Origin of the sequence: Brevibacillus ginsengisoli (assembly GCF_050113715.1) — a bacterium.
In the GTDB taxonomy this organism is placed as follows: domain Bacteria; phylum Bacillota; class Bacilli; order Brevibacillales; family Brevibacillaceae; genus Brevibacillus_H; species Brevibacillus_H ginsengisoli.
On record NZ_JBNJQR010000006.1, the window covers coordinates 123,235 to 136,508 of the forward strand.

A 13,274-nucleotide genomic window follows, 5' to 3' on the forward strand; every position below is an offset into this window, starting at 1 on the left:
AAATAATGGAGAACCAGATCAAATTTAACGTTGCAGTAGTAGGTGCTACAGGAGCTGTAGGTCAACAGATCATCGCGCTTCTTGAGGAACGTGATTTTCCGATTGCCGAGCTGAGACCGCTCGCATCCGGTCGTTCTGCTGGGAAGACCATTCGCTTTAAAGGCCAGGATGTTGTCATTCAAGAGGCAACGCCTGAGAGCTTTGCGGGAATTCACTACGCCTTGTTTAGCGCTGGCGGAGCGGTGAGTAAAGAATTGGCTCACGACGCTGTACGCCACGGAGCAGTAGTGATCGATAACACGAGTGCGTTCCGGATGGACCCGAATGTACCGCTTGTTGTACCGGAAGTGAATATGGATGACGCCAGGAAGCATCAGGGCATCATTGCGAATCCGAACTGCTCAACTATTCAAATGGTCGCTGCATTGAAGCCTCTCTATGACCGTTATGGTATAGATCGCATCATTGTTTCCACCTATCAAGCTGTTTCAGGGGCTGGAGCTTCTGCTATCAATGAATTATTGACCCAAACACGCGATGTTCTTGATGGGAAACAACCGGAAGCCAAAATTCTGCCAGTTGGCAAACTTCCTGTGCACCATCAAATCGCCTTCAATGCGATTCCGCAAATTGATTTATTCACAGACAACGGATTTACCTATGAAGAAATGAAAATGGTCAATGAAACCAAAAAAATCATGGGTGATGAAAGCATTGACGTTGCTGCTACTTGTGTTCGCATTCCTGTAGTGACAGGTCACAGCGAATCCGTCTATGTTGAATTGAAAAATGAATATAATCTTGAAGAAGTTCACTCTCTATTGCGCAACGCACCAGGAGTGGTCTTGGTTGACTCTCCAGAGGAGCAGCAGTATCCATTGGCAACTGACGCATCCGGCAAATTAGATGTGTTTGTCGGCCGTGTTCGCAGAGACCTTACGCATCCTCGTGGATTGCATCTATGGATCGTATCCGATAACCTCTTAAAGGGAGCGGCGTGGAATACCGTTCAGATCGCTGAAGAGCTGATTAAGGGATAAGTGATATAGAAGAGACCTTACAAAGGATTAAGATATAGGAGAGGGATTGAATGAGAATTCTCGTCCAAAAATTTGGCGGATCCTCCCTAACGACTGAAGAATGCCGTTACCAGGCTATCCACCATATCAAAAAGGCACTTGCCGAAGGGTATTCACTGGTTGTAGTTGTTTCAGCCATGGGACGAAAAGGTGATCCATACGCAACGGATACCCTCCTCGAGTTGGTTCGAGGAGGGAATGATACATTGTCTCCTCGTGAAACGGATATGTTGCTTCACACCGGGGAGATTATTTCCGCTTCTGTCATGTGCAGCATGCTGCAAAAAGAGAACATTAAAGCCACGATTCTAACAGGTGGGCAAGCTAATATTATTACGACTGATGACTTCTCCAACGCGCAAATTCTGCAAATTGAGCCAGATCGAATCGTACAGGAATTGGAGAAAGGCACCGTTGTCATCATTCCAGGCTTTCAAGGACGAACAGCTGAGTGGGAGATCACAACGCTCGGACGCGGCGGAAGTGATACAACCGCTACGGCATTAGGTGTTGCCCTGCAGGCTGAGATGGTTGATATCTTTACAGATGTGGAAGGTATCATGACGGCCGATCCGCGAATTGTGGAAGAGGCGCAACGACTGGATTCTGTTTCCTACACGGAAATTTGTAATATGGCCCATTTGGGAGCCAAAGTCATCCATCCAAGAGCCGTGGAGATTGCCATGCAGAAGAATATTCCGATTCGTGTCCGATCTACGTTCTCCGATGATCCGGGCACTTTGGTGACTTCTTTACATGAGATTGACCGCCTCTATGATTCCGCTGTTTCGGATCGTTTAGTGATGGGGATCGCCAATGTTCCTAACATTACCCAAATCAAGGTTATGGCCAAGGATGGGCAGTATGACACGCAATTGCAAGTGTTCAAAGCGATGGCAACCAACGGAATTAGCGTGGACTTTATTAATGTAAATCCTCTCGGGGTAGCCTATACTGTACATGATCGCATGGCAGATAAAGCATCTGCCATCTTGCAGGATTTAGGTTACGAACCGCAACTGTTGCCTAAATGCGCGAAGGTTTCTGTCATCGGAGCGGGCATTGCAGGAGTTCCGGGGGTAATGGCTCAGATCGTCGAAGCGTTAACGAACGAAGACATCTCTATTCTGCAATCAGCTGACTCTCATACGACTATTTGGGTCCTGGTTCATGAAGCGGATATGATCAGAGCAGTTCGAGCCCTTCATCAGCAGTTTCAACTACACAAATAGTTAAGTGAGGCAAGCAGAAAAGAAAGGATGGATAGGAAGTGGCAAGGTTTGGACGATTGGCGACAGCCATGGTAACTCCATTTAATGAACAGCTGCAAGTTGATTATGCGAAAGCTGAACAATTAATTGATCACCTCTTGGCAACAGGTACTGAGACGTTGGTGGTTAGTGGTACGACAGGGGAGTCGCCAACGCTCTCTAACGAGGAGAAACTTCAGTTATTCGAATTCGTGGTTCGTTATGTAAAAGGACGCGCACAAGTCATCGCTGGAACAGGAAGCAACCATACCGAGGCAAGTATTCGATTCACGCAAGCCGCTCAAGAAACAGGCGTAGACGCCGTAATGGTTGTAGCTCCATATTATAGTAAACCTTCTCAGGAAGGCTTGTATCAGCATTTTAAAGCAATTGCCGAGGCTACCAAGCTCCCCGTGATGCTTTACAATGTTCCAGGACGTACTGGGGTGAATATGACTGCTGAGACGACTCTTCGATTGGCTGATGTCCCAAATATCGTATGCATCAAGGAAGCGTCCGGGAATTTATCGCAAATGGCCAAAATCATCGAGGGTGCGCCTCAAGGCTTCGAATTGTATTCTGGTGACGACAGCTTGACGCTGCCTGTTCTTGCGATTGGTGGAGTTGGGATTGTAAGTGTAGCCAGCCACGTAATCGGCAGCGAGATGCAGGAGATGATGAAAGCCTTCGCGGAAGGAAAGCTCTCGCAAGCTGCTGCAATGCATCGCAAGTATATGCCGGTGTTTGAAGGAATTTTTAAATATCCGAGCCCTGGACCAATCAAAGTTTTGCTAGAAAAAATCGGTGTTCAGGTCGGCGGAGTTAGACTTCCTTTGGCCTATCCAAACGAACAAGAACAGCAAGATATTCGTACCTTGCTGTAAAATAAAGACATCAAAAGAGTACCTCGTGTACTCTTTTTTTTATCCCATTTTTCATTGTGAGGAGTGTACATATCCTTATTTCATTTAGGAAAACTAAAATAAATTTACTTACACCTAGACCTAGATTAAAAAAGATTGTCTGAACCTTGTTTTCCTATTTTATGTTGGGGTATAATGGTAGTAAGTGATTTGGGGCGGTTTTAAAAATGTGTAATGACAACTAAATATAGGAGGTACATGATATTGTCAAAGTTACATCCAGTCGTTTCCATTTTCGCCTTGGGCGGAGTAGGCGAAATCGGAAAAAACATGTACGTGGTCCAGTACGACGATGACATCGTCGTAATTGATGCTGGACTTAAATTTCCAGAAGAGGAAATGTTAGGGATTGATATGGTTATTCCTGATATTACCTATCTGGAAGAGAATCGTGATAAAGTGCGCGGAATTATTATTACGCACGGTCATGAAGATCACATCGGAGGCCTAAGCTACGTATTAAAGCATTTAAATGTGCCCGTTTACGCAACCAAACTCACACTAGGCCTTATTGAAGCAAAATTAAAAGAAGCCGGCATTCTCGCCGAAACCAAGCGCCATCTCATCAACAGTAATTCCGAAGTGACGCTCGGCAGCATGACAGCCACATTCTTCCGAGTAAATCACAGTATTCCTGACTGTGTAGGCGTTTGCTTAGAAACTCCAGAGGGACTTATCGTCCATACAGGTGATTTCAAGTTTGACCAGACACCAGTCAATGGCCAAGCTGCAGACCTTGCCAAGATGGCCGAAATCGGTGCCAAAGGTGTGCTTTGTCTCTTATCCGACAGTACGAACGCCGAAAGACCTGGCTATACAGGCTCAGAACGTTCCGTTGGAGAAGCGATTAAAGATGTATTTCACAAAGCGAGCGGAAGAATTGTCGTATCGACGTTTGCATCAAACGTCCACCGTGTACAACAAGTATTCGATGCGGCAGTGGAATACAATCGCAAAGTAACCATTGTGGGTCGAAGCATGGTTAATGTTGTAAATATCAGCAGAGAGTTGGGTTACCTGCACGTACCTGAAGGGGTAGTGGTAGAGCCAGAAGAAATCAACAAACTTGAGGCTGATAAAGTTGTCATTTTATCAACAGGTAGTCAAGGTGAGCCGATGTCCGCGCTCACACGTATGGCCCGATCCGCCCATCGGAAAATCGATATCCTGCCTGGTGATACGGTTATTATCGCGGCAACACCAATTCCTGGTAACGAAAAATATGTATCGCGAACCATCGATCAATTGTATCGAGTGGGTGCTGAAGTTATTTATGGAGGGCATGGACCTAACGGAACCGTCCACGTTTCTGGACATGGAAGTCAGGAAGAGCTGCGACTTATGCTTAACTTGATGAAACCCAAATACTTCATCCCGATTCACGGCGAATTCCGCATGCTCCGTATGCATGGAATCTTGGCCGAGCAGGTTGGAGTAGCTCCAGAAAATATCTTCTTGCTAGATAACGGAGATTCTGTGGAAATTTCCAATGGCGTTGCCCGCCTAGGAGCTAAAGTTCCATCAGGCAATGTATTGATTGATGGACTTGGCGTGGGAGATGTCGGGAACATCGTCCTTCGCGATCGTAAATTATTATCCCAAGATGGAATTCTGGTGGTTGTTGTTACACTTAGCAAACAAAATGGCACCATTCTCTCCGGCCCTGACATTATTTCACGCGGTTTCGTCTATGTGCGTGAGTCGGAGGAGCTATTGGATGAAGCCAATCGCATCGTCACCCAAACACTACTGAAATGCATGGAAGATAATGTGAGTGAGTGGTCCTCACTCAAAAATAACGTAAAAGACACCTTGGGTCGTTTTTTGTACGACCAAACAAGACGCCGCCCGATGATTTTGCCGATTATTATGGAAGTGTAATATGCAGTTAAGAAAAAGGAGCCAAAAACCCCTGCTACCACTGGGGGTTGGCTCCTTTTTGTTTTGCTAAATTCCTTAATTGACCACAAATTCGTTTTAATAATCGTTTGCTGGATCCGTACATATCCTTTCTCCAAATCGCAGTCTTCTATCGTAAGGCTAGAGAATCACTTCTTCAGATGCTTAAGTATATGGCGAGAAAGGATAGAGTGAGAAAATTCACTTGACCGTGGTGTAATTTATTGGTAATTTTGATATTAACAAAATGATAATATCAATGCGATGCGAAGTCATTGGTCGTTCGTATGAATTAGGAGGGGATACGATGAGGAAGTCTTTGGGCGATTGGAACTTATACGAAATAGCTTGGCTGGTCATTTTCTCAGGAATCGCTATCGTTTTGACGGTGATCATGAAGGATACATTGTTCGGATTTACTGTCTTTATAACAGGAGTATTATGCGTGGTACTCGCGGCCAAAGGCAATCTGATGACCTATGTTTTTGGCATGTATAATACGTTTGGCTATGCTTATTTGGCTTACGTTAACGGATTGTTCGGGGAGGTCATGTTGAATCTGCTCTTCTTCGTCCCCATGAATGCGATCGGCTTTGTCATGTGGAAGAAAAATCGGCAGGGTGGCAAGCTGGCCATGAGGAAAATGGATCAGAGAGGTTTGTTCCTAGTAACGGTCATTTGCGTAATAGGAAGCTTGTCGCTTGGTTTCGGACTATCTTTCATACCGACGCAGAATTCACCCTATATCGATGCTCTTACGACAGTGTTATCGGTTGTGGCGACTTTTTTGATGGTAAGAAGATTCAAAGAACAATGGTTAGTCTATATTATCCTGAATATTTCCACGGTACTCTTGTGGGTGATTAGAACGTTGAATGGAAGTTCGGACGGAGTTCTGATGATCGTCATGTGGAGTGCGTACCTGATCAACGCGATATACGGTTATTACACCTGGAACAAAGGGGCTAAGGAGGTTTTGCAATGAAAAAGTTGGGATTAACTTTGGGGAAGTTTGCGCCGCTTCATAAAGGACATCAGTTTATGTTTGATACTGCTTTGCAAGAGGTTGACGAGTTAATCGTTGTCATCTATGAGACTAATGTTATGACGATTCCGCTTCATATTCGAGCAAACTGGATCCGAAAGCTTTATCCGACGGTTAGGGTCATCGAAGCTTGGGACGGCCCAGACGGATATTCAAATGATCGTGAGCATGAGATCCGGGAAGAGCAGTATATATTGGATTTGCTGAAAGGAGAGCAGGTTACGCATTTTTACTCCAGTGAATTTTATGGCGAACATATGAGTCTTGCATTGGGTGCTGTAGATAGACGAGTAGATGAAGATCGTAAGCTTGTTCCCATTTCAGCAACGATGATCCGATCTAATCCTTATAAGTATAGGGGATTTATAAGCGATATCGTGTACCGGGACTTAATTACGAAAGTCGTGTTCATGGGAGCGATGTCGACCGGCAAATCTACAATATCCGAAGCAATGGCGCAAAGGTATCGGACGACATTCGCAAGCGAGTACGGACGGGATTACTGGACGGAGCATCAAGTGGACAGAAGAATTAGTTTGGAGGCTTTTGACGAGATCGCGGTCGGGCATATCGAGCGGGAAGAGAAGGCGTTGCTTGAAGCGGATGAGTATCTTTTCGTTGACACCAATGCGATAACCACCTACATGTACGCTCTGGACTATCACGGTCAAGCACCGGAGATGTTAACCCGAATTGCTTTAGAAAATGCCCAGCGATACGACTTGTTTTTCTTGTGTGACGACGATATTCCCTATGATGATACGTGGGATCGCAGCGGGGATCAGAAGCGGCATATTTTCCATAAACAGATTATTGCGGATTTAAAGGAGCGCCGGATTCCCTACATAACGCTGAGGGGAAGCCTTGAGGAACGAATGCGGAAGGTAGAAGAAGTATTGACGAGGTTCAAGGTATACGACAATTACTTCGGAGAGTGTTAGCAACTTATATGAGATGAACGGGCGGTGAAGCTTGTGGATATTCTGGATCGCAACGGACTAACGGAACGCGAATTCATGGAACAGTATCGGGTAGACGATTACGAGCGTCCCTCAGTGGCGGTGGACATGGTTATCTTTACTGTTACTGATGTGGAGGAGGACAATTACCGTAAACTCCCGGAGAAGGAGCTGAGGGTTCTCGTCATTCAACGAGGAGGGCATCCCTTCTTGGGCAAATGGGCACTCCCAGGCGGCTTCGTCAGGCCGAACGAGACGACGGAACTAGCCGCGGCAAGGGAATTGCGGGAGGAAACGGGCGTAGATAACGTTTATCTGGAGCAATTGTATACATTCAGTGATATCGGGCGTGATCCGCGTACTTGGGTCATGAGCTGCAGCTATATGTCGCTGATTAATAGTGGACAAGTACAGTTAAAGGCGGGAGATGACGCCGTCAGCGCTGTTTGGTTTAAGGTTTGTTATCGGATTTTGCGTGAGAGTAAGGAGCTGATCGAAGGCGGATATGTCAAAACGTTGCAGTTTGAGCTCAAGCTAAGTTCTGATCACGTAGAGTTGGGTGCAGTGGTGGAACGTAAGATTGCGACGACGGAGACTTCGACCTCTAAGTCTTACACCATCGTATCCAACAATGGGTTGGCTTTCGATCATGCGAAGATTATTGCCTATGCCATCGAGCGCTTGCGCGGCAAAGTTACCTATTCGGATATAGCGCTTCATTTGATGCCGAAGCTGTTTACTTTGACGGAATTGCAGCAGGTATACGAGGTGATTTTGGATAAAAAGCTACTCAAAGCTGCATTCCGACGTAAAGTGGCTGACCTCGTAACGGAAACGGATCACTATACCGAAAATGCGGGCCACCGTCCATCCCGCTTATATCGAAGAAGTCTGGAGGAATATTGATGATTTACAGTATTGAAGATTTACGCGACGCTTATCGTAAAGGAAAATCATTCAAGTTTTTGTTCTTCTGGGGTCATACACCGCCAAGCGACGGAAGTGTAGATAAAAGCTGCTTAAGCCAATGGTGGATGAGCCCGTTTGTTGTGGAGGGAACGAAGTACTCCTGTGCTGAACAGTACATGATGGCACAGAAGGCGCGACTATTCCAGGATGATGAGATGTTTGCCGCCATCTTGAAGGCCAAGCATCCCAAGGAGATGAAGGCATTTGGGCGTGCTGTGAGAAACTTCGATAAGGCCGTCTGGGAAAGTAAGTGCTACGAGATCGTCAAGCGAGGCAGCTTGGCCAAATTTTCGCAAAATCCGCAGCTTGGAGATTATCTGAGGTCGACGAAAAATCGTATTTTGGTTGAAGCAAGTCCGCGAGACCGTATTTGGGGTATCGGCATGGGGCAAGCCAACCCTGACGCGGAAAATTCAATGAAATGGCGGGGCAGAAACCTGCTGGGGTTTGCGCTGACCGAAGCGCGAGACGAGTTATTGTTGGAATGTTAAACCTGACGATTGCCACAGTTTTTTTCGCTAAAAAATAGATCGAAAAAGGAAAAAGAAGATAGCCCCTACCTAATTCATTTTGGGTGGGGGACTTTTCAATTTTCTGGGAGGAAATAGGTTGTATAAAAGGATGTAAGAAAATACAAGCAGAATGGACGAACCGCTATGTATGGGCAATTTTTCATCCTAGCAAAAAAGGTGAATATATAGCCAACTTCAAAATTGAACAAAGCAGTCCTGCTTTCCCAGGTAAGCAGTGGATCTTTACGGGAAAATCGTCGCCGATAATCGTTCAAGAGTAATAGACACTTCTCGCCTTGCCAAATTCATTATCTTTGTTACCATTAACACCAAGACTATATCGAAAAGGAGTGGACGCAAGGTGAAACTGTTGTCAATTGAACCTACACCAAGCCCGAACGCGATGAAATTAAATATAGATGTAAAGCTCCCGGTTAGCATGCAGAAAGAATATACAAAAGAAAATACAGCAACCGCTCCTGAGGCGATTCAAAAGTTGTTGGCAATAGAGGGAGTGACCAGCATCTTTCAAACGGCAGATTTTCTTTCATTGGAACGTAAATCGAACGCCGACTGGGAAGCGATACTGTCACAAGTGCGAGAGATTTTAGGCTCGTCTTCATCAGAAAGAGCAGGGGAAGCACTAGAAACAAGCGTTGATTCGTTTGGTGAAGCGCAGGTTTATTTGCAAATGTTTCGGAACATCCCGATGCAGATCAAGGTAACCTCAACTTCGGAACATGTTCGAACAGCACTGCCCCCACGTTTCGCCGAGGCAGCAACTCAAGCGGGATTAGCGTCAAGTAATTTGATTGCAGAGCGACAATGGGTGGAGCAAGGTGTTCGTTACGGTGACCTAAAAGAAATTGGTGAAGAAGTGGCGCAGGAAGTGAACGCCGCTTATGACGAGGAGAGATTAAACCATTTAGTTGAGCTGGCCTTGCAATCAAATGAAGCTGACAGCATGTATGTGGATCAGAAGCGGGAGAAACCCATTGTGACTTTGGAGATGTTTGATCAGCCCGACTGGCAGAAGCGATTTGCGGTTTTGGAACAAATGGAACCAACCGAAGAGCAACTGCCTGTGTTGCGTATGGCCCTACATGATCCCAAATCCTCGATTCGCCGATTGGCTACGGTTTATTTAGGGATGATAGGGGGAAAAGAAATTTTGCCCGATTTGTACCATGCTCTTCAGGATCAATCGGTATCCGTTCGCCGTACCGCAGGTGATACATTGTCAGACCTTGGTGATCCGGATGCGATCCAAGCCATGACCCAGGCGCTCCGGGATCCAAACAAGCTTGTAAGATGGAGAGCGGCGCGATTTTTGTATGAGGTTGGAGACGAGACAGCCCTTGATGCGTTAAAAGAAGCACAGAATGATCCGGAATTTGAAGTGCGTTTACAAATTAAAATGGCGTTGGAACGAATTGAGAGAGGCGAGGAAGCGAGCGGGACAGTTTGGCAGCAGATGACAAAGCGTACTAAAGAACAATAGAACCCACTAGTTCTGAAAAATTCAGTCTCCTTACCTATAGCTCACCTTGATAAACAACTGACCTAGGAGCGGCATATGATGATCTTAGCCAACAGGTAAGGAGTGGTCATCAATGAATCGATTTCAAACAGAGTTGATTCTCAGACTGGTTCGCAATGGGATTACACAGGCTTGTGGTAAACCGTTGATAGATGCCTCAATGGATGAATTAAAAGACGAGTGGGGCCGCTTTGAGTTAAAAAACAAACCAATCGTGAAGAAACAATAGAATCCATCATTACTTGGGAGTTCCAAATTCTAAATGAAAGCTGAAAGCCGAGGATGAAACCTGCAAAAGCTGCTTTGTTTTGGCATCGTATTCCATTACGATGATTTTCCCATATGTATTAGAACCTTCACGAGTGTCAATCAAAGCGATTCGATTTGGTGCCAATGGTACAGCAATCGTGTCAGATGAGTGGGTACTTTGGGATGAGACTTGTGGTAGTTGAATGTTCGGAGGTTCGTTGTAGAAAACAGGCTCTGGCTTTTTCGCGATAAAAAATAAACAGACAAGTATTCCGGCTAAAAGTACGAGTTTAAACTTTTCAAGTTGCATCACTAAAACACCACCAATACAAGAATTAATGATAGTACACCTAAGAAAAATCCGGCTGAAAAACAATCAATTATGTATTTCCTCAGTACCATAAGATAGACCTAATACTTCCATGAGTCAAATTTTACTGAATCGTAATGGAGTAAGGTAAATCTGTACTGGTTTGAGACGGTTCTCTACTAGGTATAATTCGCGCTGCAAGGAATGGATCGTCGTCGCTAATGATTTTTTGAATTTTACGATCATCGTAATGAAACCACACCTGTTCAGTGATTTGCTGTTTATTACATTTGTTTTTAGAATCATTTGGATAGGTGACCTCAATTTCTACATCGTAAATGATATAGTCTCCTTCGTATCGTACGAATTGAGGTTTGCTCAGTTGATGAACCTGATACCCGTGCTGGAGGAGATACTGTCCAACCGCGGATAAACTTATTTTAATACTGCCGTCAGAGCTTGAGGGACATCATTACGCCGAATTTCATGAAGTTCCTCCTTACACAATAAAAGAGTTAATTTATGGGAAATAATAGCATATCAAATCCTTTAGGAACAGGTTGAATATGCCAATTATATGACGGTACTAATAGAAGACGTCAACTACATAGATTGCTTGAAGAGTTCACACAAAACAAAGTAAGGTAAAACTCATAAGCTCACAACAAAGAGAGGAATGCCAGATGACGAATGATCTTATCAAGAAGTTAAAGTTAAAAAGCGGACAACGGGCGATATTTGTCAATGCTCCTGCAGACTACGTGGGTAATGAAAGTGAGCTTCCTGAAGGTGTTGAGATAGGGAAGTCTCTCGAAGGCACATTTGATTTCATCCAATTATTCGTACATAGTGTGGCGGAGTTAAATCATTGGGCTCCTCAAATCATGGACAAGCTTGCGGAGGACGGATTTCTGTGGATCACCTATCCCAAAAAGAGCTCAAAGATCAAAACCGACATTACCCGTGACGCAGGATGGGAAGTAGTGAATCAAGCAGGATTTGAAGGGGTAGCACTGGTAGCCATTGATGAGACGTGGTCGGCTATGCGATTTCGACCAGTAGATCTAGCCAACAAACCAGTGCGCCGTCAAGAACCCAGAAAACGAGCAGAGCGTCCAGATCCTGCTACACGAGTGATAGAGGTGCCAGAAGAATTGGCGGTTGCTTTTGGAACAAGTGAGGCGGCTCAAGTTTTCTTTGAGAGTCTTTCGTATACAAACAAAAAAGAATATGTTCGTTGGATTACGGAAGCCAAACGTGAGGAAACACGGAAGAATCGGATATTGAAGACAATCGAAAAATTAGAGCAAGGTTTGAAGAATCCATCTGCTAAAGAGGTTTAAGATGTTAGTAATGGCAAGTGATGACAACTTGACGCATTTTTTACCTTCTGCCTATCCATACTATGGACAGCTAAGGAGGTATACACTATGTCAACTCATTCCGATCAACCCTTTTCTTCAATCAGTCAAAAAATGCGCGCGCAAACACCACCGTCTCAACCTCCGCAACAGCCGGAAGCACCCATACCGGGGTTAAATCCAGAAGCGCAGCCGGACGATCCGAAGAAACGACTGCTCGACAGCATTACCCAGTTGGGGGCCACCAATGTTCCGCAACTTGAAAGTAATATTTATTGTTTGACGATCATCGGACAAGTAGAGGGACATATCCAACTGCCGCCCCAGAACAAAACGACAAAATATGAACACATCATCCCTCAGCTTGTGGCAGCGGAACAAAACAACAAGATTGAGGGAGTTCTTGTCATTTTGAATACCGTAGGCGGAGATGTGGAAGCGGGTCTTGCCATTGCGGAGATGATCTCCTCACTCTCCAAGCCGGTGGTTACGCTAGTGCTTGGCGGAGGACATAGCATTGGGGTCCCGATCGCAGTATCTGGAAACTATTCTTTTATTGCCGACACTGCAACGATGACGATTCATCCGATCCGTTTAACAGGGCTTGTAATCGGTGTACCGCAAACATTTGAGTATTTGGACAAGATGCAAGATCGGGTTGTCCATTTTATTGCGCGCAATTCTCGGATCACAGAAGAACAGTTCCGCGATTTAATGATGCGTACAGGAGAACTCACGCGCGATATTGGGACCAATGTCATCGGTCAAGATGCGATCAAATATGGCTTGATTGATGAAGTAGGAGGATTGGGGAAGGCTCTTAAGAAATTGAATGAGTTAATGGAAAAAGCTCGCAATGGAGAGCAGGTGCTACAGTGATCATCCACTCAACTGTTCCGTTAGAAATAATTTTTGAGAATAACGAAGAGGTTAACAAAAAAGAGATTCACGAGGTTACGTTAGGACACGCTACCATGCTGGTGGAGCCAATCAGTACATATGAGGGTAGAATCGTCCGGTTAATCAGTCCGAACCCGCAAGACTATTTGAATCCCCGATACGCACCGGGCGAAATCATCGCATTTCGTCCAGATATGTCGTAACCTTTTGCCTGTATTTCTGCTATTTTCCTGTGGTATACTAGAAATTGTACCCAACATGCAGCCGGAGCGTTCGGC

Annotated in this window: 14 protein-coding genes; 13 read left to right on the top strand and 1 reads right to left on the bottom strand. The window is 45.2% G+C overall.

Going from position 1 to position 13,274, the window contains the following annotated elements:
- Window positions 1–5 precede the first annotated feature (5 nt).
- The 10 genes from ACQCN2_RS13930 to ACQCN2_RS13975 all read left to right on the top strand — a co-directional run bounded on the left by ACQCN2_RS13930 (window position 6) and on the right by ACQCN2_RS13975 (window position 10,405).
- Window positions 6–1,040, top strand: coding sequence for an aspartate-semialdehyde dehydrogenase (locus ACQCN2_RS13930; protein WP_426929534.1), 1,035 nt, complete (start codon window positions 6–8; stop codon window positions 1,038–1,040).
- 50 nt (window positions 1,041–1,090) lie between these two features.
- Window positions 1,091–2,311 (top strand): aspartate kinase, encoded by a 1,221-nt coding sequence (dapG, locus tag ACQCN2_RS13935; RefSeq protein ID WP_426929535.1) that lies wholly within the window; start codon window positions 1,091–1,093, stop codon window positions 2,309–2,311.
- A gap of 38 nt (window positions 2,312–2,349) precedes the next feature.
- Entirely contained in the window at window positions 2,350–3,213 is an 864-nt protein-coding gene (gene dapA, locus ACQCN2_RS13940; protein WP_426929536.1) for a 4-hydroxy-tetrahydrodipicolinate synthase, read from the top strand.
- 237 nt (window positions 3,214–3,450) lie between these two features.
- Entirely contained in the window at window positions 3,451–5,133 is a 1,683-nt protein-coding gene (locus ACQCN2_RS13945; RefSeq protein WP_426929537.1) for a ribonuclease J, read from the top strand.
- 325 nt (window positions 5,134–5,458) lie between these two features.
- Entirely contained in the window at window positions 5,459–6,136 is a 678-nt protein-coding gene (gene pnuC, locus ACQCN2_RS13950) for a nicotinamide riboside transporter PnuC (protein ID WP_426929538.1), read from the top strand.
- Entirely contained in the window at window positions 6,133–7,137 is a 1,005-nt protein-coding gene (locus tag ACQCN2_RS13955) for an AAA family ATPase (protein ID WP_426929539.1), read from the top strand. Before pnuC ends, ACQCN2_RS13955 begins: the two co-directional genes overlap by 4 nt.
- Before the next feature lie 33 nt (window positions 7,138–7,170).
- A complete protein-coding gene (locus ACQCN2_RS13960) occupies window positions 7,171–8,061 on the top strand; it encodes an NrtR DNA-binding winged helix domain-containing protein (RefSeq protein WP_426929701.1) in 891 nt (296 codons plus the stop codon).
- Window positions 8,061–8,615 carry a riboflavin biosynthesis intermediates N-glycosidase gene (ybiA, locus tag ACQCN2_RS13965; protein ID WP_426929540.1) on the top strand — a complete coding sequence of 185 codons (555 nt, stop codon included), beginning with the start codon at window positions 8,061–8,063 and terminating at the stop codon, window positions 8,613–8,615. Before ACQCN2_RS13960 ends, ybiA begins: the two co-directional genes overlap by 1 nt.
- Before the next feature lie 382 nt (window positions 8,616–8,997).
- Entirely contained in the window at window positions 8,998–10,137 is a 1,140-nt protein-coding gene (locus ACQCN2_RS13970; RefSeq protein WP_426929541.1) for a virulence factor, read from the top strand.
- Window positions 10,138–10,249: 112 nt separating this feature from the next.
- A complete protein-coding gene (locus tag ACQCN2_RS13975) occupies window positions 10,250–10,405 on the top strand; it encodes a hypothetical protein (RefSeq protein ID WP_426929542.1) in 156 nt (51 codons plus the stop codon).
- Between the two features lie 9 nt (window positions 10,406–10,414).
- On the opposite strand, the gene ACQCN2_RS13980 is transcribed toward ACQCN2_RS13975, so the two are convergent.
- On the bottom strand, window positions 10,415–10,738 hold the full coding sequence (locus tag ACQCN2_RS13980) for a hypothetical protein (protein ID WP_426929543.1): 324 nt from the start codon (window positions 10,736–10,738) through the stop codon (window positions 10,415–10,417).
- 680 nt (window positions 10,739–11,418) lie between these two features.
- Between ACQCN2_RS13980 and ACQCN2_RS13985 the strand changes: the two genes are divergently transcribed.
- The 3 genes from ACQCN2_RS13985 (at window position 11,419) to ACQCN2_RS13995 (ending at window position 13,199) form a co-directional block, all read left to right on the top strand.
- Window positions 11,419–12,078, top strand: coding sequence for a YdeI/OmpD-associated family protein (locus tag ACQCN2_RS13985; RefSeq protein ID WP_426929544.1), 660 nt, complete (start codon window positions 11,419–11,421; stop codon window positions 12,076–12,078).
- Window positions 12,079–12,210: 132 nt separating this feature from the next.
- Window positions 12,211–12,975: a ClpP family protease gene (locus ACQCN2_RS13990; protein ID WP_426929702.1), complete on the top strand. Its 765-nt coding sequence runs from the start codon at window positions 12,211–12,213 to the stop codon at window positions 12,973–12,975.
- On the top strand, window positions 12,972–13,199 hold the full coding sequence (locus tag ACQCN2_RS13995; RefSeq protein ID WP_426929545.1) for a YlzJ-like family protein: 228 nt from the start codon (window positions 12,972–12,974) through the stop codon (window positions 13,197–13,199). Before ACQCN2_RS13990 ends, ACQCN2_RS13995 begins: the two co-directional genes overlap by 4 nt.
- Window positions 13,200–13,274 lie beyond the last annotated feature (75 nt).

Bases quoted from the DNA above. Each gene is read 5' to 3' on its own strand.
- ACQCN2_RS13930 (WP_426929534.1), top strand. From the start codon at position 6: ATGGAGAACCAGATCAAATTTAACGTTGCAGTAGTAGGTGCTACAGGA.
- dapG (WP_426929535.1), top strand. From the start codon at position 1,091: ATGAGAATTCTCGTCCAAAAATTTGGCGGATCCTCCCTAACGACTGAA.
- ACQCN2_RS13945 (WP_426929537.1), top strand. From the start codon at position 3,451: ATGATATTGTCAAAGTTACATCCAGTCGTTTCCATTTTCGCCTTGGGC.
- pnuC (WP_426929538.1), top strand. From the start codon at position 5,459: ATGAGGAAGTCTTTGGGCGATTGGAACTTATACGAAATAGCTTGGCTG.
- ACQCN2_RS13955 (WP_426929539.1), top strand. From the start codon at position 6,133: ATGAAAAAGTTGGGATTAACTTTGGGGAAGTTTGCGCCGCTTCATAAA.
- ybiA (WP_426929540.1), top strand. From the start codon at position 8,061: ATGATTTACAGTATTGAAGATTTACGCGACGCTTATCGTAAAGGAAAA.
- ACQCN2_RS13975 (WP_426929542.1), top strand. From the start codon at position 10,250: ATGAATCGATTTCAAACAGAGTTGATTCTCAGACTGGTTCGCAATGGG.
- ACQCN2_RS13985 (WP_426929544.1), top strand. From the start codon at position 11,419: ATGACGAATGATCTTATCAAGAAGTTAAAGTTAAAAAGCGGACAACGG.
- ACQCN2_RS13990 (WP_426929702.1), top strand. From the start codon at position 12,211: ATGCGCGCGCAAACACCACCGTCTCAACCTCCGCAACAGCCGGAAGCA.